The sequence below is a fragment of the Gracilibacillus orientalis genome (assembly GCF_900114645.1).
Taxonomy (GTDB): Bacteria; Bacillota; Bacilli; order Bacillales; family Amphibacillaceae; genus Gracilibacillus; species Gracilibacillus orientalis.
In genome coordinates this window covers 132,904-154,919 of record NZ_FOTR01000006.1, presented here as the reverse complement: position 1 = coordinate 154,919, position 22,016 = coordinate 132,904, and the positions used below count along the sequence as shown (strand labels likewise).

The following is a 22,016-nucleotide window of genomic DNA, read 5'->3' as shown; positions in this document are numbered from 1 at the left end:
TGCACAAAAACCATAAACTGCGCAGTAACGCAGACATGGATTTTCTCTCTTCCATTTTGAATTTTGTTGCGTGCATGATCGACGCTGCGGAAAAATACTCCCTTTCACCCGAGGGCACAAGTACAACATCTACTCAAGCAAAAATCGCCTTCGTTGTGTTTTCTATGCCGGGGGCACGGTCTCAGCTAACTTGGTGAAGAAAACCACTTCACCAAGTGGATCTTCGGCTCGCGCTATTCCCCCAGGAGTGTCGCATTTTTCCGCAGCTTAGAATAGTGTTCTGTTCAAAAAGACAGGGAATCCATAGAATAGAATATCAATAGTTCTATTCTTTCCGTTATCAGAACACTATGCAAAGCGTAGGCAGAATACGCAGACTCCTACGGGAACAGCGCGAGCCGAAGACCCCGCAAGAAAACGTACTAGGTTTTCTGAGGAGGCTAAGGCCGTGCCCGTGGAAAGCGAAGTATTCTGCCGAAGCGTTTCCCAGCACTCACCATCAAAAAGGTAGAAGAGCAAATCTACGCAATAAGTTAGTGCGCAGTTTGTATCTATTACGAATGAAGTGAATAGAGAAGAATGGGATTTTGTTTGGTATTCGTACCATTTTTGTAAAGGAGGAATTTTCATTGGTGAAAAAAAGTATCTATATTCTGCTTTTTGGTATAATGATTGTTTTGGTCGCTTGTAATGACAATGTTAATGAGGACGAAGCGGCTGAGAATGAAGAAGATAATACGGAGGAAATAGCGACAGATGAGGCAGAAGATGAGAATAAAACGGAAGAGGAAGATGAAAAAGAGCAACAGGCTACAGAAGAAAATGACAACAGTACTGAAGTGGAAGAAAATGTAGAAGAAGAAGTAGCCCAAGATATAGCCGAACCATTGTATGAATTGGATGATAATTGGAATTTAGTTCCTCTTGAAGAAGGAACAAACGAGAAAGTATTATTACTTACAATTGATGATGCGCCTGATAAATACGCTTTAGAAATGGCTCAAACACTAAATGAACTAGAAGTTCCAGCAATTTTCTTTGTGAATGGTCATTACTTACAAACAGATGAAGAAAAAGATGAGTTACGTGACATTCATGAGATGGGATTTGCAATTGGAAACCATACATATAATCATCAACAATTATCGGTAGTTGATGAAGAAACACAGAAACAAGAAATTTTAGAATTAAATGATCTCATTGAGAAGATAATTGGTGATCAACCTCATTTCTTCCGTGCACCACACGGGGATAATACCGATTATGCTAAATCGTTAGTGAAAGAAGAAGGTATGTTACTAATGAATTGGACTTATGGCTATGATTATTTTGAGCCATATATGGATGAAGAAAAACTCAAAGAGGCTATGATCTCTGGTGAAGCCCCTGAAATAGATATCTCATATTCTTTATTGAATCCTGGTGCCAATTTATTAATGCATGACCGTGAATGGACTGCAGCTGCATTAGAAGATATTGTGAAGGGTTTACGTGAGAAAGGGTATGAATTCGCAGATCCGATGACATTACAATTGCCGGAATAACAAATAAAAGACTAATCTAGATAAATGAAATTAATATAAAACACCTTCGAAATGAATTAATGATAAAAATCATTTCGAAGGTGTTTTTGCGTGTGCAAGAATATTCTTATTGACAAAATCATAGTATTCAATTATCATTCATTTATTGAGTAATAAATAAATGTAAGGATGATATAATGGCACCAAGAGAAGATAAAAAGGAAATCATTATTGAAAATGCAGTAGCAGTATTCGCAGAAAAAGGATATTATAAAGCAACCACTGCAATGGTTGCGAAGGCTGCAGGGGTAACGCAACCATATGTGTTTCATTTTTTTAAAAACAAGGAAGAATTATTCAAAGCAGTAATTGATCGTGCTTTCGGCAGAATATATGACACATTTTCAGAAGTTCAAGCACCTGCAAATAAATTAATGGAAACAATGGGACGTGCATTTGAACAAATTGTTCAAACACATCGTGATGAGGTACTGATGGTAATGCAAGCCCATGCTATTGCGGAGGAAGGAATTCGTGAACATGTTAAAAATCTATTTCTTACTATTTTTGATTCCTTAACATTAAAATTCGAAAATGCAGGTCTTCCAAATGCTAAACAGACAGCATCTCATTTTGTTGGTACTGGTTTATTAATTACGGTTGCAGAAGTGTTAGATTTACCTCAACTAACCAATAAAGTTGATCATTGATAAAAAGGAGTAATAACTCTCCTTTTTTTTAGAATGACATTTATTTATTGATAAATAAATAAAAAATAAAATAGTTGAAAGGAAGAGATTATTTATGTTGAAGTTCATAAAGTCTTACTTAAATGCAAATGAACCGTCAGTGAAGCTGTTTGAAGGAGAACGTAAACTTGTTATTACGGGATTATTTGGAGTTATACTTTCATTAGGTATAGCCAGCTTTATCTATTTCCAAGGGCATTTGATTTTACCTGAAGGCAATATGAAAGATGTTTTTTCTTTTAATGCAGCTATCGGTATTTATATACTATCCATCGCAGCCATTTTACCTCTTGCAAGATTTGGAGACCGTAAAAGGAAGGTGATAAGATGGCTATTTATTTCAGCAACATTATATTCTTATGCCATTGAAACCGTTCAAAATTTTAGAGGAATTAATCCTCGATTTTCGAGTGCAGGTACTAATATTGATATGGTTGCTGGCATGCTATTCGGGATTGTATCTCTAGTCCTTGTAGCTTTAGCAATTGTATTGACAATCCACTTTTTACGAATGAAGTCTCCTCATGAACGACCATTGCTCTTATTAGGTGTTCGATATGCTTTTACATCTGTTACTGTTGCCAGCATTGCTGGAATATGGATGATATTGCTTCAAGATAGGCTAACAGGTGATGCAGGTAATATAATTGTACTACACGGCATTGGCTTCCATGCGTTACAAACACTAATCTTGTTAGCTTGGTTTTTAGAAAAAACGCAGGCAAAATGGCACTACAAAAAAATTCTACTCCATTCAGGCAGTATTGCTTGGATTCTTATGATTTTATTCATAGGGATTCAAACTGCTCTAGGTCGTTCTGTATTTGAGTTAACGATAATTCCTATACTGGGAAGCTGTTTATTATTTGTTTGGCTTGGAACAGTAATAATGGCAGTTGTGCTTGTTATCAAACAAAGCAGAAACGACTACTCCTCACCAATAGATCAACCATCCTTTACAGAATAGACTAAAAAGGTTATTCATATATTTGTTTTCCTACGTTATTAAACCCCATTAGCTAATCATGGTAACCATACTGTTAAAAAACTAAGGCTTTCACTATTACTTAGCGAAAGCCTTAGTTTTCCTTTATTTGAAAGCTACTCGTTCTTTCAGTACGCGCACAGTAGTCAAAGTTTCATCCTCTAAACCTTGAACAGGTAAACCTGAATTAATGTTTTCGGAGATATAGTCTAGGTTTTCTTCCGATATTATCTCACCCGGAATAAAAATAGGAATTCCGGGTGGGTAGACCATAATAGATTCTGCACTGATTCTGCCAGCAGACTCATGTAAAAGTATCACTTCATATGCTGCATAAAAAGCATCTCTGGGGCTTACTGCCAGAATAGGGATATCAGCTACAGAAACTTTAACTTCTTGTAGATTAGCGCTTTTTTCATAATGTAAGGATAAGTGTTTTAAAGCATGTAATAGGTGTGATACATCTTCATTGTTATCAGCAGGTGTTAAAATACATAAAATATTATACATGTCGGATAATTCTACCTCTATTTGGTAGTTACTCCTTAACCAAACTTCTGCATCATGTCCAGTTATCCCTAGATTTTTTACTGAAATAATAATTTTTGTTGGGTCATAATCAAAGGTTGCCTCTGTACCTAATAATTCTTCTCCGGGACTATATAGATGAGAAATTTGATTAATTTTATGCCTTACAATGGCAGCTTTCTCTAATGTTTTGGTTAACAATTCTGTTCCATGTTGATATAAATATTTTCTTGCGACATCTAATGATGCCAACAGAATATATGAAGTAGATGTCGTAGTTAACATCGACATAACTGTTTGGACACGATCGTGATTAACCAGACCTGCTTTAACATTTAGTACAGAACTTTGGGTAAGGGAGCCACCTAGTTTGTGGACGCTGGTAGCTGCCATATCTGCGCCTGCCTGCATCGCTGATAACGGGAGTTTATCATGAAAATGAATATGCACACCATGGGCTTCATCAACTAAAACTGGTACATTAAATTGATGAGCAATACTTACAATTTGTTTTAAGTCAGCAGCAATACCGAAATAAGTAGGATTGATAACAAGAACAGCCTTTGCATCGGGGTGTGCTTGTAAAGCTTTAGTGACTGCGTTTGGTGTTATTCCATGTGAAATACCCAGTGAATGATCTAATTCCGGGTGGATAAATATAGGTATCGCACCGGAAAAAATAATAGCAGACGATACCGATTTATGAATATTCCTCGGTACTATAATTTTATCGCCAGGATTACATACACTAAGAATCATCGTCATAATCGCACCACTTGTTCCTTGTACAGAAAAAAAGGTATGATCAGCTCCGAAAGCAGTTGCAGCTAATTGTTGTGCTTCTTTGATGATCCCTCCAGGGTGGTGCAAATCATCTAATGGTTCTATATTAATTAAATCGATTGCAAGTGCATTATATCCGATAAATTCTCGGAATGCCGGATCCATTCCTTTACCAGCTTTATGTCCGGGTATATGGAATGCCTTAGGATCTTTTTGTATATGTTGTAGTAAACCACTAAACAGTGGAGTATCATTCTGATTCATGCTTTGCTGTGAGCTCCTTTAACATAAAAATATAAAGCAAAACGTATTATAGCAAATCCATCTATGAATAGCTAGTTATATCTTAAATCGCTATACTTTCTAAAATGAACATGTTAAAATACGGGCGAATCCAATCGTGAGGTGTTGTAAATGAATTATAGTTATCCTATTGATGAAACTTGGGCGACTGAAGAAATTGTCGATGTCGTTAATTATTTTTCCTTAATTGAAAAAGCATATGAAAAAGGGGTAGAGAAACAAGACTTAGTGGCAGCATACAATCGATATAAAGAGATCGTACCTTCCAAAAGTGAAGAAAAACAATTAGATAAAAAATTCGAAAAACAATCAGGTTATGTCCCTTTCCGTGTTATCAAAAAAGCCAAAGAATTATCTCCTAGAGATATCGTTAAAATGTAATGAAGTCATTTAAAGAAAATCAACAAAAAAGCTTAGAGTGCCTGTATTTATGCACTTTAAGCTTTTTTGAATGACCTACTAAATATTTACACGGTACTAATCGTCCGTGAATTCCCCACTGATGGAAGTCTCACTTTAAAATCACTAAAGATTCATTGATGAACGGTATAACGGTGCTAATGTCTGAAAAGTCTCTTTAATGGTCTGTATTAGCTTTTCTCCATCTTGTAACAAAGGATCATTTGCGTCAATTTTACGGCCGATTAAGAACTCAGCTTTTTTAACTTTCTTAAAACGTTCCAATCCTTTTTGTAAATCTGTTTCAGAAAGGGGGAAAGCTTCATTTTTCATATGATCAAATGCAATATGATAATCTTCAGGAACTGTTTCCTTAATATCATCGATTTCACTTAAAAATTTCTCCGCAATTTCACTTTTGTGTGGCAATTCATAAATATATGCTAACCAAATGAAGAGATTATCACCCCATAAACCAACTTGGAAGTGTGGATGTTTTTTATATCCGCGTTTGTTATGACAGTAAGCCGACCAAGTATCTTTTGGTGGGTTAACTGTACGTCTGGCATGCTTAGCGATGTGTAAATGCATTTCACGTTCAGTTAATGCATCTAAATCGTCTGCAATTTCTTTATATATACTTCTGAATTTTGGTTGAATTCGTTCTTGAATTGCTTCCATACGTTCATCAAGTCCATCGATCTGGAATGTTTCGAAATCTTTTTGTTGAAATCCATTAAATGTCATCTTGTTCACCTTTCTATTTATCTAGTATCATTTTAATATTATATTAATTATTATCTGTTTGCAAAGAAATAGTATACATTTTTAAATTGATTGAATATTTGCTAAAATAGTATTTATCATAAGGAGAATGGAGGAAGGTTGATGGATGAAGCCACTCGGCAATTAATTTTTGAAGATGCAAAAAAATGGGTTTATCAAGCTGGTAAGCAAATACGTGATCAAATAGATGACCAATACCAAATTGATACTAAATCAGATGCGAACGATCTTGTAACCGCAGTAGATCGATCAACAGAGCAATTTTTCGCTGGAAAAATAAGAGAAAAATATCCCACTCACTCTATAGTCGGTGAAGAAGGATATGGTGATAAAGTAGAGTCGTTAGAAGGAACGATATGGATTATTGATCCTATTGATGGTACGATGAATTTTGTACATCAAAAACGAAATTTTGCGATTTCGATTGGTATTTTTCATGAAGGCATTGGAGAAATAGGTTTGATTTATAATGTCATGGAAGATGTATTGTATAGCGGGAAAAAAGGTGAAGGCGCATATCGAAATCAGGACAAGCTGCCACCATTAGGTGAACAAGTTAATATAGAAACAAGCATTATAGCATTAAATAGTTCCTTAGCTTGTGAAAATAAACGAATAAATGAAAAGAAAGTGCAGCAATTAATTAAAGATAGTCGTGGAACGAGGTCTTATGGTTCAGCAGCATTAGAATTTGCATTTGTAGCAGAAGGTATAATCGATGCTTATCTGACGATGAGATTAGCTCCGTGGGATTTTGCTGCAGGTTTGATTCTTGTAGAAGAAGTAGGTGGGGTTACTATTCAGGCTAATGGAAAGCCTGTAAACCTTTTAGAAAAAAACACCATTTTAACGTGTAATAGCAAGATTAAACACCAACTGCTCGATGAATATATTGAATTTAAATAAAAAAATACTAGCAGTCTTATGATTGCTAGTATTTTTAACTGGCTTCCTTTTTCTTAAGTGATATACCGTATCCCATTAGTCCAAAACCAACCAGAAATGCAATGACGATAAACCAAGTGCTTCTTAGTGCTACACCAACGCCTGCAGCAGAAAATGCTAAAATAACACATAATGCTAATAGAAATTTTGAGAATTGAAAATTCATTATGTCACCTCTAATATATAGTCGTCATTCATAGCATATCATATCTTTAATAGAAATTGTATTTATCAGATGATTAAAGTATAATAGATTTGTTTGAATGTAGAATTTGGAGGTTTCACATGCAAAGAGAAACAGTAATTCAAGTACCCGACAATCTATGGCCAGTAGCTGATTTTTTTATGAGTGGTTTAGGTGGGGAAGTAAACGTAGCAGATGAAGGCGAGATGGCTAGTTTAATCACAGGTTTTATGCTTCTTTACCTAACGGTTGTTATTTTCGCTATATTGGCATATAAATTTGGTTTTGCCAAAAAGCTTCCACCGCTTAAATCATTGGTTATCTATATCATATTAATTATCGGGACATTCTTTTTAACATTAATATTCGGCCTAAATCTCCCGCTAGCAGAAAGTTTGTTTATTATCGCAGTGATAATGGGAGTCTATCGTCTAAGGCTATCTCAAGAACGAAAACACAATAATAACAAAAAGGCTGAGCAATGACTGCTCAGCCTTTTTAGATAGAAAAATAAATATAGAATTATTTCTTTTTTGATAATTTAATTGAACTGAAAGGCTTCAAGTGAACAAAACGTTTATATTAAGATAAATATTGGTCTTGTACTTCTTTTTTTCGATAAAGTTTGAAATTACCAGTTTTATGCCTTTTGATCGTATTTTCTTCAATGCGTTGATCGCATTCAGGACACATATATGTGTGTATTAATCTATTACGCAATTTTTTAGCTTTGGGACAATCATTATCTATTTTCTTTATTGTATCGCATATCACGCATTTTACTCGCATTGTTTCACCTCAAATATATACAAATACCTATTTTTTATTATTGTAACACAAATTTCACATTTTTCATATTTACCATAGTTGTGAAAAGCAAAATACGTTTTTAACGAATAATGTCTGGGTATAGGTATAGTAAGAAGAGAAATAAGAGAGGATGATGAACATGCGTAAAAGAAGTGTTATTGGAATGCTTGGAGCCACTGGTATAGCTACTCTTTCTTTTGTACTAATGGATAAGTCTAAAAGAGAGAGAATGATGAATAAATGGAATGAATGGAGAAATACATTTCAAACTAATCAATCCAACTTGCCACTTGAAGCAGCTGGAGACCCAGGTAAAGATAATTTAGAAAATACCGATATGGTAGCAGAGGGGTCTCAATTTGGAGTTAATTATTATAATAAGATAAGAAAGTAAGAAAAGGAACCAATATGATATTAGATTCTAGGCTGTCGATACCCCATCGATAGCCTATTTTAATTTGTTCAATCACTTCCATCATTCACCTGTGGAGGCCTTCCAAGATATTCCTACTATTTTGAGTTGCATCCTTGAATATCACTCAATATTTTCTTAATAATTAAATATATTCAGTTAACAAATTAGATACTTTTGGACTAAAAAAGTTTATAAAAATCATACTATTTCTTAATATTTATTTGCTAGAATTTTCATAGAGAAACGATAGAGAGGGGAGATTTATATTAATAGCAAACATTGGTTAAGTGTATTATTCGCGGTAATTGTTATTTTGGTTTCGTTTACACCATCAATTCAGGTGAATGCGAAAGCAAGTCCTGTCTCAGAAGCTCGATCTGCTTCATCAGATCGTACGGAGCCAATTGTTACGGTTGGTCCGGAGGGGAAAACGCTTCTAGCAAATGAAGAAAAAACAATAATTGGGCCTGGAATTCAGCTAATTAGTTTTGAGCGTTTTGATGCACGGGGCTGGCTAAATGGGAAAGTTATGACAGTGGATTTGTCGAATGATGCAGTATCCGCTGATTTGCTTTATCCCGGTGAAGTCACGGAAGCCAGTCCGCTGTCTGAAATGGCAAAACAGGATGGAGCTGTTGGAGGTGTAAATGGTGATTTTTTCGATATTAATCGTACCAATTCACCATTAGGGACAATGATTCAAGACAGTGAATTGATTAAAGGACCACAGGGTTCTCACACGTTATCAGCTGGAGTCAATAAGGAAGGGGTAGGTGAAATTACTGATATATTCCTTGAAGGGATCGTACAGCTTCCAGATGGTGACGTTCCATTAGAAGCTCTCAACCAATCCAGTATTCCTGAAAATGGAATGGGTTTTTATACATCCTTGTGGGGAGAAGAGTCGCGTCCTGATGGAGGAAGTTCTGTATATGAAGTAACGGTGCAAGATGGAGTAGTAGTTGAAGTTTCGGATCGGATAGGGCAAAATCAGATTGATGAAAACTCATATGTGCTCGTAGGTCGTGAGGATGGAGCTAATTTACTAAAAAGTCTTGTTATAGGTGATGAGGTTTCTGTCTCTTATGCACCAAAGGTTGACGGTGATACGTTAATGGAATTCGCTGTTGGTGGTAATGTAAAGCTAATGGAAAATGGTGAAATTACAGAGAATCTGGATGACAGCACAGCTGCACCAAGAACGGCTGTAGGATTTTCAGAAGATGGTAAAACAATGATTTTAGCATTAGTTGATGGTCGTCAAATGGCTAGCCGTGGGATGACTTATCAAGAATTGGCCCAACTGATGAAAGAAAATGGGGCACGTCAGGCTTTAAATATTGATGGCGGCGGATCATCAACGATGGTTGCTCGACCACCTGGTTCTGAAGATGCAGAAGTTGTAAACAATCCTTCCGATGGATCGGAAAGGGCAGTACCCAATGGTATTGGTATTTTTGCTGAGGAAGGTAGCGGCAAGTTGACAAACTTTGCTGTTGAAACGGTATCAGAATCTGAATTTAGTAACCGTGTTTTCCCTGATTTAAGCAGAAGTTTTATTGGACAAGGTCATGATGAAAATTATTCCCCAGTCGATGTGGAGGGAATAAGATGGCAGGCACTTCCTGGAAATGTTGGTTCTTTTGATAAAAATGGTGTGTTCTATGCCAATAAATCTGGAAAGGCAGTTGCTGAAGCACAGATTAAATCAGCAAAAGGAACATCAGAAATTACGGTTCTAGGTAAGTTGGATAGAATCGAAACAACAAAGTCCTATCTCGGGACTGAAATGGGAAGAGAAGAGAAGTTTTCTGTAATTGGTTATGATAAAGATGGGTATTCTGCGCCAATTGAAGCAAGAGATATTCGAATATCATACGATGAATCAGTTATTAATGTAGAAGAATTAGAAGATGGAACTTTTACAGTTGAGCCATTACAAGATGGCCAGTCAACAACTCTATCGGTAAAAGTACAGGAGAAAGAGACACTTCTTCCAGTTACAATTGGTTTAACGACAGAGAACATTTCTGATTTTGAGACAGGTGCAGGATGGACAGCTACGAAATATCCTTCCAATGTTGATGCATCGATGGAAGTGGTCACAGGCCGAAATGGAAATGGAATGCAGTTAAGTTATGATTTTTCATCAACTACAGCTACTCGTGCTGCTTATTTACAGGCTTCACCGAAACTGGAACTTCCAGGTGATGTGCAAAAGATAGGGATGTGGGTACATGGTGATGGGAATGGGGCATGGCTCCGTACAGTAATCGAGGATGCTTCAGGTACCAATTACACACTAACATTAGCGAGTCAAGTTAACTGGACTGGCTGGAAATACGTTGAAACCAGCTTACCTGAGGGAATTCAATACCCGGTGAAATTGTGGCGTATTTATCCAGTGGAAACCAATTCTAATGAGCAGTATACAGGGCGGTTGATTATTGATGATTTAACGGTCGAAGTACCACCTTCTATTGAGATTCCAGAACCAGTTGAGGTAGAAGAAGATCCACTCATCCTTCAAAATACTAAGATTTCTGATGATCGCTGGAAATTCGCAGTTTTATCTGATAGTCAGTTCGTTGCCAAGAATCCAAATAGTTCTCAGGTGAAAATGGCTCGCGAAGCCTTGCAGCAAATTGTTGCTGAAAATCCTGATTTTCTAGTCATAAATGGGGATCTTGTAGATACAGCGTGGGAAGAGGACTTTGCTTTTGCGAAACAAGTATTAGAGGAGGAAGTGGGAGATGAATTCCCTATTTATTATACTCCTGGTAATCATGAAATCGTCGGCTCAGGAAACCTGGATAATTTCTTAGCTGTTTTTGAGGAGAATCGTTATAGCTTTGATCATCAAGGGACAAGATTTATTTTACTGGATTCCTCTACAGGAAGCTTCCGGACGAGTGATTTTGATCAAATGATAGAGTTAAAAGAATCTTTGAATGATGCAGCAACCGATTCATCCATCAACAATGTTGTCGTATTTGGACATCATCCTACACGTGATCCATTACCGACAAATAATAGTCAGCTTTCTGACAGGAAAGAGGCAGAGTTGATAGAGAACTGGCTGACTGATTTCCGCCAAATGTCAGAAGGAAAAGGTGCGATATATATAAGTGGACATGCCCATGTTGCAAATTTAGAACGGGTAGAAGGGGTACCTTACATGGTTGTGGGGTCAGCCGGAAAAGCACCATACGGCTCACCTGAAAGTGGAGGATTTTATGCTTGGAATTTGTTTGGTGTTGATCCTACTCCTGTTCCAGATAAAGCAGCAGGTCCTGAACAAGCAGCAGATAATAGTAAGGTAAAAGGAAGCGAATGGATTCGAGCAGAAGTTCGTCCATTACTGGAATCCGTTATACTTGATGCTCCGAAGGAAATGAAAGTAGGAGATATCGTAAAGCTTCGTGCAATTGGACACCAACAAGGCGAATTAGAATTTCCTCTTCACTATCCAGCATCAGTTATGTGGGGTGCCAGTGAAGATGTATTTGTGGGAAAAGGAAGTAAACTTGAAAAAGCTAAGAAGTCCGGTAAATATGTTGCTATCTTTGATACTGGAACCAAAGAATTAAAAGCAATAGCTACTGGAGAAATTTCTATTAAAGTAACATCAAATAATATGGAATCTGTTGAGAAAATTACAATTAAATAATGAATGTTTCTTAATATGATCTGAATGAAGCAAAAAGAGGGTGCAATGACACCCTCTTTTTTAGTTTTTGTGAGAACCTTGACTTCCTACTTATCCAAATTCATCGCGTTAATTTGGTATTACATAAGTAACCATTTTCTAAAAAGCCATTTGATATTGGCCTTTGTACTCTGCAGGAAATGTGGATTGCTTAGCGATCTTTCTGATGGTTTGATTGCTCTTCATTAATTTCTTCAAGCTGCTGTTGTTCGTCTTCATTCATAATTTGTTTATTTTGATCTGCTTTATCCGACTGTTTTTCATTTAAAGGTAGTTCAGGCATCCAACGTCCAGTAATGTTTGCTAGTTCTTCTGAAATAGCTTCTATTGGATGACCGTCTTCTATTTTTTGGCCCATACCTTGTAATCGTTCATGTAAGTCAGCATCAGCTACGATAATTGCCTTTCTTCCAAATGGATCATGTTCTAATGCCTCTAGAACTGAAAATTTGATCGAACCTACATGTGAACGGTCTAAATCTTCATCCACATCTATACTGACGATGACACCACGATTAGTGATTAGAGCAGATGCGTCATTAACATTCGGTACGCCACTTGCCAGATTAGCCAAATATTGCGCTTTTTCTTGATTATCCATGTCATCTGTCTCTGTTGGATCCGAATTCTTTACTTGAACTGCTCCATAGTCCTCCGAATTCTGCGCTAAATTATTGTCTTGAACATCTTGCTGGCAACCAATCAATACAGTCAAAAAGCACAACAGGAAAATGTATCTCATAAAAAAATCCCTCCTTCTTTTCTGTATATTTTTTGTTGAAATTAATAAAATATACTATCGAGAAGAAGAAAGGACTTGTTATTATTTATTTTAATTCGATAACTTTGATTCCCATTATCGGCTCATCCTGATTTGAACCATCTCCGTGATAAAAATAAGCAGGGCCGTGTTCTTTTATTATTTTACCATCAATGGAAAATAATAAATATGATGCGTATAGTTGATCAATGGAAATCGTATGTTCAGCATCTGCTGTTTTTAAAATAGCTACTTCAGCATTTTCATCTACTTCAGCATTTTCAATGAATTCTTGGATTGGCATAAGATATGAATGTTCTAGCAATTCTTTTTTATTATATTTTTTTATACTGTGATTTACAGGGGGCTTATGTAATTTAATATTTGATTCGACAACATCCTCATTTGGAACGGTAGCTGCTTTAAATGCCTCTTCTAATTTTACTTTTCTGTCATCAAAAATCCATACACTTGGGTCCAATGTTATTTGATATTTCACATTTCCCTTAATTTGAATAATCACTTTACTCCACCTCTTTATTTTTACGTTACTTTATAGGATAGCAAATAATAATAGAAAATGCATTTCACATCCATTATTTTATCGATTTAATACTTATTCAATTTACCAAGAATATATATAAATATTAGTAATCTTGCATTTTTATCTTTTTCACGATAATATTAAAAGTAGAAGTTTTTAAAACGGAGGGGATTTAGTTGATACCTGAAGTGGCTGTAAGAAAAGAGGAGCAAGCCTATGCCCTTCTAAAGGCTGATGCGGATAAAATTTTGCAATTAATAAAAGTTCAGATAGATAACTTAACGATGCCACAGTGCCCTTTATATGAAGAAGTTTTGGATACACAAATGTTTGGTTTATCTAGAGAAATAGATTTTGCTGTAAGGCTACATTTAATACGTGAAGAAGATGGAAAAGCATTACTAGATAATCTTGAAAGACAATTAAATGTTCTGCATGAGGCATCGCAGAAAGCATAATAGTTTAACATGTGCAAACTTTGCCAGACCAGGCAAGGTTTTTGTATTTAAAGCGGATTTATATAAAATGTCCTATGTTAAAAGCTGGTATTAGTATGATAAAATGAGAATAATAATATATAAGATTCTGAGGTAATCGTTATGAAACAAAAAACTAAAACGTTTGATTTTTTATTGATGATATCACCTTTATTATTATCTGCCTTTGGTGTAGTCATGATTTATAGCGCAAGTATGGTTACATCTGTATTGGTTCGGGAAGATCCAGCTTATTCAATGGCTTTGAAACAATGTATGTGGTTAGGTATTGGTTTAGTTATATTTTTATTTGCCAGCTATTTTAAATATACCTTGTATCTAAAGTTAACGAAATGGATTGTCCTTTTAATGTTTATTGGTCTCCTATCCGTTGAATTATTTGGAAAGACCGTAAACAATTCAACATCTTGGTTGGCTTTAGGTTCACTTTCCGTACAACCATCTGAATTTGTTAAAATCGGCTTAATTATCTATTTAGCTGCTATCTATACCAAAAAGTTGGCTTATATTGAAGATTTTTTTAAAGCAGTGTTGCCACCGTTAGTGATAATTAGTGCTTTATTAGCACTAATTATCAAGCAACCGGATGTGGGAACTGCAGCAATCGTTTTTGCTATTGCATGTACCATTATTTTTAGTTCAGGAATAAAGTTTAAACATTTATCTTTATTGATATTCATTGGCTTGCTTCTTTTAATTGCAGTCAGCTTTAATATGGTAACAGATGAAAAAATATCTAGGTTTACAGGGGCATATCACCCATTTGAAGATGCTGATGAAAGTGGTTATCAGCTTATTCAATCATACATAGCGATTGGTACAGGTGGTATTTCTGGGGTTGGAATTGGACAAGGTATCCAAAAGCTAGGCTATTTAACACAAGCAGAAAGTGATTTTATTATGGCTGTTGTTGCAGAGGAGCTAGGGTTATTCGGTGTATTATTTGTGCTGGTAAACTTGAGTATTATTGTATTAAGAGGTTTATTTATTGCGAAGAAATGTGAAAATCCTTTTGGAAGTCTTTTAGCGATTGGGATATCTTCTATGATAGGGATTCAAGCGGTTATTAACTTAGGTGCAATTAGTGGTTTATTACCGATTACTGGTGTACCTTTACCATTTGTGAGTGCTGGTGGATCATCACTGATTGTATTACTATTCTCGGTGGGTATTTTAAACAATATCGCTCGTCATGTGAATTATCAAAGATTTAATGAGGAAACTGCAGATACAGAAGAAACCAAGGTCCAAAAAACACCAACAACAGGCAGATTAAGAAAGAATTATTCATCTTAAAAAAGCAAAGCCGATTTTCGGCTTTGCTTTTTTAGTAAGACAAGAAAGTATGGGATGCGCGCGGTGTCTGGCTCCAAACGCCCAGAAACTAGGCGACTTCCCGAATCTTCCTTATGCCCTTGGGCGAAAGTCATCATAGAATCACTTGCTCACCATATTTCCTTAAGTTGATTCTGAAGTCGCTACGTTTCTAAACGGGAACACTAAGCTTTTCTTATTGGCTCTTCACATTTTATATGGGTGTAGTTTCCATGATATGTGACGAACCTACTTGTTGTAGTCACTTGTTGCATTTTTTGTCAATGATTAAACACCATTTATTACTATTTCCTTCTGCTACGATAAGATAATAACAAGTAGTAACATAACAATCCGAAAAATAATGTAATAAACAAAGCATGGAATAACGCGATAATAAGATTAACCTTTGTAAAAATAACAAGTCCACCAAGAATCACTTGAATGGTAATGAAGGAGGTTGCAATACTCCAGCCCTGATACATTACACGGCTATTCCGGTATTGACGTCTAATTCTGAAAAATAACACCCATGTCCAAATAAATGCGATACCTGCTAATAGTCGATGTCCCATATTTACCCACTGACCTAAATGATAATCAAAACTTAGCGGTTGACTAGCATCACAAACTGGCCAACTAGGGCATGCCAAGCTGGAATCAATATGTCTTAGTAGTGCTCCGGAATAGACAACTACTAATATGTAAATAGCTAACCAAAGAAATTGTTTACGAAATGGTGATGATATGATTAATGAATCCGCATCAAATTTATGATCCACTTCGAATATTAACAATGTTAAAAGTAATACTGCCGCAAACGAAATTAAGGAAATTCCAAAGTGTAAGGCTAATACAAAGTCAGATTGCGACCACAAGACAGCTGCTGCTCCAATCAGGCCTTGTGCTAGAAGAAAGAAGATCGATATAAATGCCAAAAATTTAGTTTCGCGAACATGCCCCAATTTTATCCAGGAAATAACAGATAATAATAAAACTATAATTCCTGCCGCAGAGGAGACTAAACGATGACTTAGTTCAATGAACATTTCCATTGACCAAGTGCCGTAACAGAAGGGCCAATTAGCACCACATCCCATACCAGACCCGGTTTTAGTTACTAAAGAACCACCAACAAGAACAAAAACCATGACTAATGTTGATAATATAGATAAACATTTTAATAATTTCATCATTATTACACCTCAATAAACGTTAGATCATTCTACCTTAGACGCAATAAAATACTTTATTTTATTGCATATATATCTTACAAAGTATTTATGTATCATAGGGTCAAATAGAATGTTTCGAAATCAAAATCCTATTTATTATAACAAATAAAACTATATTCGTGTCGATTAAGTCATTTTTGAATCAATTGTTCACAGAAATGTCAAAATTTAAAATCATTATTAAACATAAATAGCGAAGCAATAAAATACATGGTACAATATCATTGTTTGATAGTTTATAATGGATACAATTATTGTGTTTAAATAACAAGCTTTTATGTTTTGAAATGACGGAAAGGGGGGTAACAACTAAGATGGATAAAATGGGGTTTTCTTCGAATGAACCGATTTTGTCAACTTATGCAAATGACTATTTGTATAAATGGTCTGAACTTAAAGCATTGATAAAAGTCGGTATAATCAATTCGAATACTATGACTGCGTTTGCTGGATTTTGGTTAGCCTTATTCTATACAGGTGCCTCCTTATCTCAATATTGGCATGTTTTATTAGTGACACTTGTCGGTACAGCATTTGTAATTGCTGGTGGATGTGTTATTAATAATTATTATGATCGAGACATTGATCAAGTAATGAAAAGAACAAACAAACGTCCTACAGTAACTGGAAGTATCGAATTATCACATGTCTTAATTATTGGTGTTTCGTTATCAGTGGTAGGTATATTAATATTGTCCTTAGCTTCTGTTCAAACAGCAACTTTTGGTGTGATCGGGTGGTTTAGCTATGTTGTGTTATATACCATGTGGTCGAAGCGTCGATATACCATTAACACTGCAATTGGAAGCTTATCAGGAGCAGTACCTCCTTTAATTGGATGGTCAGCTGTTGATCCGAATTTACATGTCATTGCCTGGATTTTGTTTTTACTTATTTTTATATGGCAAACACCACACTTTCTTGCGATAGCAATGAAAAAAGTGGATGATTATCGAGATGCTAACATTCCGATGTTACCAGTGGTACATGGATTTGATATAACTAAACGTCAAATGATTGTATATGTAGTATGTTTATTACCGATTCCTTTTTTATTACATGAATTGGGATTTATTTTTGTCTTGTTAGGAACAATACTAAATATAGGTTGGTTAGCTTTAGCAATTAAAGGATTGTTTACTAGTGATAATAAAAAATGGTCCAACCAAATGTTTGTTTATTCATTATTGTATTTGACTGCTATTTTCTTTTCGATGATTATTATAACTTTGCCTGGAAATTTGTTATAATGAAGTGAATTTTGTCAGTAGAACTTGATTTTATTCAAGTTTTTCTAAATAATATATTAAGTTAAAAAGAAAGAGAGGGTTAAAACATGAAAGATTGGATGGGAAAAATCCGAACTCTGTCATTATTTTCTTTTTTGGTAATCATACTTTCAGCGTGCGGTAAAGACAACTTAACTGCATTAGTACCAAAAGGATATGGGGCAGAACAATCATTTAATGTCATTATCATTTCAATTCTAGTTATGATTGTGGTCTTTGTTGTCGTTATGGCAATTTATCTGTATGTCATTTTAAAATTTCGCCAGAGAAAAGGGCAAGAAGACCACATCCCTAAACAAACAGAGGGGAACAAAACGTTAGAAATGGTTTGGACAGTTATTCCAATTTTACTATTAATTATAATTGCTGTTCCGACGATTGTTAGTACATATGATTTAGCTGATGAATCAGAAAAAGAAAACAGCATTAATGTTAATGTAACAGGTTTACAGTTCTGGTGGAATTTCGAGTATGCAAATGAAGAAATTCAAACAAGTCAGGAACTTTATATTCCTGTTGATGAAAGAATTTATCTAAACATGATGTCCAGTGATGTAATCCACTCATTCTGGGTGCCATCAATATCCGGTAAAATGGATGTATCCCCTGAAAATGAAAACACCATGTACATTGAAGCCTTTGAAGAAGGCGTTTATTGGGGTAAATGTACAGAGTTCTGTGGAGATTCACACTCTTTAATGGACTTTAAAATTGTTGTAGTTAGTCAAGAAGAATATGATCAGTGGGTAAATGGTATGGAAAACACTGATCCGGAATACACTGCTGAAGCTGCTACTGCTCAAGAGGGCCAAGAATTATTTGAAAATAGTTGTATAAGCTGTCACGCGATTGACGCAAGTGCCAATAACCCTGTAGTTGGCCCTAACTTAGCAGACTTTGGTAACCGTACAAAAGTTGGTGGGGTTAGGGACTTCAGTAAAGAAGAAATCGTTAGCTGGATTGTTGATCCTGCAGAAATAAAACCAGGAAATGGCATGTTAGATGCGCCATATCTTGAAGAAAACTCAATTGGGCAAGAAGAAGCAGAAAAAATCGCTGATTTCTTAATGGAATTAAAAGCTACTGATGAACCAGTAGACAGTGTGCAGCAATTTAAAGATGAAGCAAATGATAACTAAAGGGAGGTTAACTTAACGTGAGTACTATGGTAGCTACGAACAAAAAAGGCCTCGGTGCCACTTTATGGGATTACTTAACAACAGTAGACCATAAGAAGATTGCTATTATGTACCTCATAGCTGGTGGTTTTTTCTTTATCATTGGTGGTTTAGAAGCATTAGCTATTAGATGGCAATTAGTACAACCGATGAACGACTTTGTAAGTTCAGGGTTTTATAACGAATTAATTACAATGCACGGTACAACGATGATATTTCTGGCAGCAATGCCGTTAATCTTTGCATTTATGAATGCGGTAGTGCCTTTACAAATTGGCGCGCGCGATGTGGCATTCCCGTTTTTAAACTCATTAGGTTTCTGGTTATTTTTATTCGGTGGAATTATGTTGAATGTAGGTTGGTTTACAGGTGGAGCAGCAGATGCTGGTTGGACAGCATATGCGCCACTTTCTACTACTTCAATAGGTGAAGGGGTAGATTACTATGTATTAGGTCTACAGATTTCAGGTGCGGGTACATTAATCGGGGGTATTAACTTCCTGGTAACAATTGTTAACATGCGAGCGCCAGGTATGACTTACATGAGAATGCCATTATTTACATGGACTGCTTTTGTTGCAAGTGCACTTATTCTCTTTGCATTTCCAGCATTAACAGTTGGGTTATTTTTAATGATGTTTGACCGATTATTCGGTGCAGGGTTCTTTGATCCTGCCATGGGTGGTAACTCTGTTATCTGGCAACACTTATTCTGGATTTTCGGACACCCGGAAGTATACATTTTGGCTTTACCTGGTTTTGGAATCTTTAGTGAAATTATTTCAACTTTTTCTAAGAAGCGTTTATTTGGTTATACAGCAATGGTTTTTGCGACTGTACTAATTGGTTTCTTAGGATTTATGGTATGGGCTCACCATATGTTCACAGTAGGTATGGGGCCAGCAGCCAACTCTATCTTTGCTGTTGCCACAATGGCGATTGCCGTTCCAACAGGTATTAAGATCTTTAACTGGTTGTTTACCCTCTGGGGTGGAAGTATCCAAATTAATACCCCAATGTTGTGGGCATTAGGTTTTATACCTACATTTACACTTGGCGGTATGACAGGTGTTATGGTTGCGGCAGCATCTGCTGACTTTCAATACCATGATACGTATTTCGTTGTAGCACACTTCCACTATGTAATTGTTGGTGGGGTAGTATTTGCATTATTTGCCGGTACACACTACTGGTGGCCAAAAATGTTTGGTACGGTCTTAGATGATAAATTAGGAAAACTTACTTTCTGGTTATTCTTTATTGGTTTCCACTTGACATTCTTTATCCAACATTTCCTAGGTTTAATGGGTATGCCTAGACGATATTGGGTATACATGGAAAATCAAGGTCTGGATTTAGGGAACATGATCAGTACAATAGGTGCTTTCTTAATGGGACTAGGTACTATCGTGTTATTAATTAATATTATTAAAACTTCCGTAAAAAATGAAAAAGTAAGTGGAGACCCTTGGGATGCACGTACATTAGAATGGGCAATACCATCACCACCACCATTCTATAACTTTAAGCAGTTACCATTAGTTCGTGGTTTAGACCCATTATGGGTGGAAAAAACGGAAGGAAGAAAAGGTATGACACCGGCAGAGCCGCTTACAGATATTCACATGCCTAATAATTCTTTCTTACCATTTGTAATGTCATTAGGTTTATTTATCGCAGGCTTTGGGTTCATTTATCAAAAACATGATTTATCATGGTTAATCGTATTATTTATCGGTATGGGTATCACACTAGGATGTATGTTAGTCAGATCTGTTAAGGATGACCTAGGTTACCACGTCCATAAAGAAGACTTGAAGAAGGAGGCAGAGGAATAATGAGTGAACAAGATATACTAAATCCAAAGCATATGCCTCATGACCCTGAAAAAGCCACCTTAGAAGGTAAAAACAAGTTTATGGGTTTTTGGTTTTTCCTAGGTGGAGAAACGGTGCTTTTTGCTAGTTTATTTGGTACTTATTTAGCACTTAATGACTCGACAAATGGCGGAAGTTCATCTGAAGAACTATTCGGACTTGAATTAGTTTTCATTATGACCATGTTGCTTTTAACTAGTTCATTGACTAGTGTTTATGCCATGTACCATATGAAAAATCATGCCTTTAAGAAAATGCAAATTTGGTTAGGAATTACTGTTGCTCTTGGTCTAGGTTTTCTTGGCTGTGAGATTTATGAGTTTTATCATTATATTCACGGAGAACACTTTACGATGAGGTCATCTGCGTTTGGTTCAGCTTTCTATACACTTGTTGGATTCCATGGGGGGCACGTTGTCTTTGGTCTTTTATGGATTATAGCGTTAATGATCAGAAACGCCAGACGAGGGTTAAACTTATACAACGCGCCAAAATTCTATTTAGCGAGTTTGTACTGGCACTTTATTGACGTTGTATGGGTATTTATCTTTACAGTAGTTTATCTCATGGGGGTGCTTTAACAAATGGCTGAAAAAGTATCTGGAGCTACTGAACAATTCGATTTTGAAAAACAAAAAAGAAAAGATGAAATGAAGCAACAAGTTATTACGTTTGTTCTAATGATTGTTTTCACAATTGTTGCCTTCGCAATGATTGAAGCAGAATTGGATAGACTATTTGTTATTCCTGTATTATTGGTTTTAGCAGCTATTCAAGTAGGCTTTCAAGTCTATTACTTTATGCATATGAGTCATAAAGGACATGAGCTACCAGCTGTAATGTTTTATGGTGGAGTATTTACAGCGTTTTTAACAATTCTGGCATTAACCGTGCTAGTTTGGTGGTAAATTAAAAGTAAAAAGCTTGAGAAGTATATCAACACTTCTCAAGCTTTTTTTATCGTAATGAAAGTATAAACTTGTACACAAAATACATAAACTGCGAAGTAACTCTTTTGTGATTTGTATTCTTCCATTCTGCCGGAGAGGTATTTCGCCACTCTCGATAGAAAGAGTGGAAGAGAGTCTCACTCCGAAAGCTTTCACAACTTTGCAGTTTGTATCTTGAACGAATTAAAAATTGAATAGGGAGGTAGGTGTTTCTGGCAGATAGATCTATGCTTTCTCTTTGTTCATTAAATTG

The 22,016-nt window shown here is 35.9% G+C and carries 22 protein-coding genes; 15 read left to right on the top strand and 7 right to left on the bottom strand.

What is annotated here, in order from left to right; genetic code table 11:
* Positions 1-632: 632 nt before the first annotated feature.
* The 3 genes from BM121_RS12525 to BM121_RS12515 all read left to right on the top strand — a co-directional run bounded on the left by BM121_RS12525 (position 633) and on the right by BM121_RS12515 (position 3,239).
* Positions 633-1,544 (top strand): polysaccharide deacetylase family protein, encoded by a 912-nt coding sequence (locus BM121_RS12525; RefSeq protein ID WP_342714479.1) that lies wholly within the window; start codon positions 633-635, stop codon positions 1,542-1,544.
* 176 nt (positions 1,545-1,720) lie between these two features.
* A complete protein-coding gene (locus tag BM121_RS12520) occupies positions 1,721-2,233 on the top strand; it encodes a TetR/AcrR family transcriptional regulator (protein WP_091483982.1) in 513 nt (170 codons plus the stop codon).
* Between the two features lie 94 nt (positions 2,234-2,327).
* Positions 2,328-3,239, top strand: coding sequence for a hypothetical protein (locus BM121_RS12515; protein ID WP_091483981.1), 912 nt, complete (start codon positions 2,328-2,330; stop codon positions 3,237-3,239).
* 123 nt (positions 3,240-3,362) lie between these two features.
* Here the strand turns inward: BM121_RS12515 and BM121_RS12510 are convergent, their stop codons facing one another.
* Complete coding sequence (locus BM121_RS12510) at positions 3,363-4,832, bottom strand: aminotransferase class I/II-fold pyridoxal phosphate-dependent enzyme (protein WP_091483980.1); 1,470 nt, start codon at positions 4,830-4,832, stop codon at positions 3,363-3,365.
* A 150-nt stretch (positions 4,833-4,982) separates the two neighbouring features.
* Here BM121_RS12510 and BM121_RS12505 point away from each other — a divergent pair, with 150 nt between their 5' ends.
* Complete coding sequence (locus BM121_RS12505) at positions 4,983-5,252, top strand: UPF0223 family protein (RefSeq protein ID WP_091483979.1); 270 nt, start codon at positions 4,983-4,985, stop codon at positions 5,250-5,252.
* 144 nt (positions 5,253-5,396) lie between these two features.
* Here BM121_RS12505 and BM121_RS12500 read toward each other — a convergent pair whose 3' ends face one another.
* A complete protein-coding gene (locus BM121_RS12500; protein WP_091483978.1) occupies positions 5,397-6,017 on the bottom strand; it encodes a YktB family protein in 621 nt (206 codons plus the stop codon).
* Positions 6,018-6,158: 141 nt separating this feature from the next.
* Between BM121_RS12500 and BM121_RS12495 the strand changes: the two genes are divergently transcribed.
* Positions 6,159-6,962 (top strand): inositol monophosphatase family protein, encoded by an 804-nt coding sequence (locus tag BM121_RS12495; protein WP_091483977.1) that lies wholly within the window; start codon positions 6,159-6,161, stop codon positions 6,960-6,962.
* A gap of 34 nt (positions 6,963-6,996) precedes the next feature.
* Here the strand turns inward: BM121_RS12495 and BM121_RS22085 are convergent, their stop codons facing one another.
* Positions 6,997-7,167, bottom strand: coding sequence for a DUF5325 family protein (locus BM121_RS22085; RefSeq protein ID WP_175495422.1), 171 nt, complete (start codon positions 7,165-7,167; stop codon positions 6,997-6,999).
* Positions 7,168-7,286: 119 nt separating this feature from the next.
* Between BM121_RS22085 and BM121_RS12490 the strand changes: the two genes are divergently transcribed.
* Complete coding sequence (locus BM121_RS12490; RefSeq protein WP_091483976.1) at positions 7,287-7,670, top strand: YlaH-like family protein; 384 nt, start codon at positions 7,287-7,289, stop codon at positions 7,668-7,670.
* A gap of 97 nt (positions 7,671-7,767) precedes the next feature.
* Here the strand turns inward: BM121_RS12490 and BM121_RS12485 are convergent, their stop codons facing one another.
* On the bottom strand, positions 7,768-7,974 hold the full coding sequence (locus BM121_RS12485; protein ID WP_091483975.1) for a YlaI family protein: 207 nt from the start codon (positions 7,972-7,974) through the stop codon (positions 7,768-7,770).
* 160 nt (positions 7,975-8,134) lie between these two features.
* Between BM121_RS12485 and BM121_RS12480 the strand changes: the two genes are divergently transcribed.
* Positions 8,135-8,389: a hypothetical protein gene (locus tag BM121_RS12480; protein WP_091483974.1), complete on the top strand. Its 255-nt coding sequence runs from the start codon at positions 8,135-8,137 to the stop codon at positions 8,387-8,389.
* A gap of 334 nt (positions 8,390-8,723) precedes the next feature.
* Positions 8,724-12,080, top strand: coding sequence for a phosphodiester glycosidase family protein (locus BM121_RS12475; protein WP_091483973.1), 3,357 nt, complete (start codon positions 8,724-8,726; stop codon positions 12,078-12,080).
* A gap of 190 nt (positions 12,081-12,270) precedes the next feature.
* On the opposite strand, the gene BM121_RS12470 is transcribed toward BM121_RS12475, so the two are convergent.
* Together BM121_RS12470 and BM121_RS12465 are read right to left on the bottom strand one after the other, a co-directional pair.
* Positions 12,271-12,861 (bottom strand): YhcN/YlaJ family sporulation lipoprotein, encoded by a 591-nt coding sequence (locus BM121_RS12470; RefSeq protein WP_091483972.1) that lies wholly within the window; start codon positions 12,859-12,861, stop codon positions 12,271-12,273.
* Between the two features lie 85 nt (positions 12,862-12,946).
* A complete protein-coding gene (locus tag BM121_RS12465) occupies positions 12,947-13,402 on the bottom strand; it encodes a hypothetical protein (protein WP_091483971.1) in 456 nt (151 codons plus the stop codon).
* A 197-nt stretch (positions 13,403-13,599) separates the two neighbouring features.
* On the opposite strand from BM121_RS12465, the gene BM121_RS12460 reads away from it, so the two are divergent.
* Complete coding sequence (locus BM121_RS12460; protein WP_091483970.1) at positions 13,600-13,881, top strand: Fpa/YlaN family protein; 282 nt, start codon at positions 13,600-13,602, stop codon at positions 13,879-13,881.
* 141 nt (positions 13,882-14,022) lie between these two features.
* On the top strand, positions 14,023-15,216 hold the full coding sequence (locus tag BM121_RS12455) for an FtsW/RodA/SpoVE family cell cycle protein (protein ID WP_091483969.1): 1,194 nt from the start codon (positions 14,023-14,025) through the stop codon (positions 15,214-15,216).
* Positions 15,217-15,539: 323 nt separating this feature from the next.
* On the opposite strand, the gene BM121_RS12450 is transcribed toward BM121_RS12455, so the two are convergent.
* Entirely contained in the window at positions 15,540-16,430 is an 891-nt protein-coding gene (locus BM121_RS12450; protein WP_091483968.1) for a COX15/CtaA family protein, read from the bottom strand.
* A 353-nt stretch (positions 16,431-16,783) separates the two neighbouring features.
* Here BM121_RS12450 and cyoE point away from each other — a divergent pair, with 353 nt between their 5' ends.
* The 5 genes from cyoE to ctaF all read left to right on the top strand — a co-directional run bounded on the left by cyoE (position 16,784) and on the right by ctaF (position 21,721).
* Entirely contained in the window at positions 16,784-17,719 is a 936-nt protein-coding gene (gene cyoE / locus BM121_RS12445; protein ID WP_091483967.1) for a heme o synthase, read from the top strand.
* Between the two features lie 86 nt (positions 17,720-17,805).
* Positions 17,806-18,897: a cytochrome c oxidase subunit II gene (gene coxB / locus BM121_RS12440; protein WP_091483966.1), complete on the top strand. Its 1,092-nt coding sequence runs from the start codon at positions 17,806-17,808 to the stop codon at positions 18,895-18,897.
* Between the two features lie 26 nt (positions 18,898-18,923).
* Positions 18,924-20,774, top strand: a complete 1,851-nt coding sequence (gene ctaD, locus BM121_RS12435) for a cytochrome c oxidase subunit I (protein WP_245780804.1) — start codon at positions 18,924-18,926, stop codon at positions 20,772-20,774.
* On the top strand, positions 20,774-21,394 hold the full coding sequence (locus BM121_RS12430; RefSeq protein WP_091483964.1) for a cytochrome (ubi)quinol oxidase subunit III: 621 nt from the start codon (positions 20,774-20,776) through the stop codon (positions 21,392-21,394). The genes ctaD and BM121_RS12430 overlap by 1 nt, the downstream gene beginning before the upstream one ends.
* A gap of 3 nt (positions 21,395-21,397) precedes the next feature.
* Positions 21,398-21,721, top strand: a complete 324-nt coding sequence (gene ctaF, locus BM121_RS12425; RefSeq protein WP_091483963.1) for a cytochrome c oxidase subunit IVB — start codon at positions 21,398-21,400, stop codon at positions 21,719-21,721.
* Positions 21,722-22,016 lie beyond the last annotated feature (295 nt).

Bases quoted from the DNA above. Each gene is read 5' to 3' on its own strand.
- BM121_RS12470 (WP_091483972.1), bottom strand. From the start codon at position 12,861: ATGAGATACATTTTCCTGTTGTGCTTTTTGACTGTATTGATTGGTTGC.
- ctaF (WP_091483963.1), top strand. From the start codon at position 21,398: ATGGCTGAAAAAGTATCTGGAGCTACTGAACAATTCGATTTTGAAAAA.
- BM121_RS12520 (WP_091483982.1), top strand. From the start codon at position 1,721: ATGGCACCAAGAGAAGATAAAAAGGAAATCATTATTGAAAATGCAGTA.
- BM121_RS12490 (WP_091483976.1), top strand. From the start codon at position 7,287: ATGCAAAGAGAAACAGTAATTCAAGTACCCGACAATCTATGGCCAGTA.
- BM121_RS12480 (WP_091483974.1), top strand. From the start codon at position 8,135: ATGCGTAAAAGAAGTGTTATTGGAATGCTTGGAGCCACTGGTATAGCT.
- BM121_RS12505 (WP_091483979.1), top strand. From the start codon at position 4,983: ATGAATTATAGTTATCCTATTGATGAAACTTGGGCGACTGAAGAAATT.
- BM121_RS12430 (WP_091483964.1), top strand. From the start codon at position 20,774: ATGAGTGAACAAGATATACTAAATCCAAAGCATATGCCTCATGACCCT.
- ctaD (WP_245780804.1), top strand. From the start codon at position 18,924: ATGGTAGCTACGAACAAAAAAGGCCTCGGTGCCACTTTATGGGATTAC.
- BM121_RS12500 (WP_091483978.1), bottom strand. From the start codon at position 6,017: ATGACATTTAATGGATTTCAACAAAAAGATTTCGAAACATTCCAGATC.
- BM121_RS12485 (WP_091483975.1), bottom strand. From the start codon at position 7,974: ATGCGAGTAAAATGCGTGATATGCGATACAATAAAGAAAATAGATAAT.
- BM121_RS12495 (WP_091483977.1), top strand. From the start codon at position 6,159: ATGGATGAAGCCACTCGGCAATTAATTTTTGAAGATGCAAAAAAATGG.
- BM121_RS12515 (WP_091483981.1), top strand. From the start codon at position 2,328: ATGTTGAAGTTCATAAAGTCTTACTTAAATGCAAATGAACCGTCAGTG.
- coxB (WP_091483966.1), top strand. From the start codon at position 17,806: ATGAAAGATTGGATGGGAAAAATCCGAACTCTGTCATTATTTTCTTTT.
- BM121_RS12450 (WP_091483968.1), bottom strand. From the start codon at position 16,430: ATGATGAAATTATTAAAATGTTTATCTATATTATCAACATTAGTCATG.
- BM121_RS12455 (WP_091483969.1), top strand. From the start codon at position 14,023: ATGAAACAAAAAACTAAAACGTTTGATTTTTTATTGATGATATCACCT.
- BM121_RS12510 (WP_091483980.1), bottom strand. From the start codon at position 4,832: ATGAATCAGAATGATACTCCACTGTTTAGTGGTTTACTACAACATATA.
- BM121_RS22085 (WP_175495422.1), bottom strand. From the start codon at position 7,167: ATGAATTTTCAATTCTCAAAATTTCTATTAGCATTATGTGTTATTTTA.
- cyoE (WP_091483967.1), top strand. From the start codon at position 16,784: ATGGATAAAATGGGGTTTTCTTCGAATGAACCGATTTTGTCAACTTAT.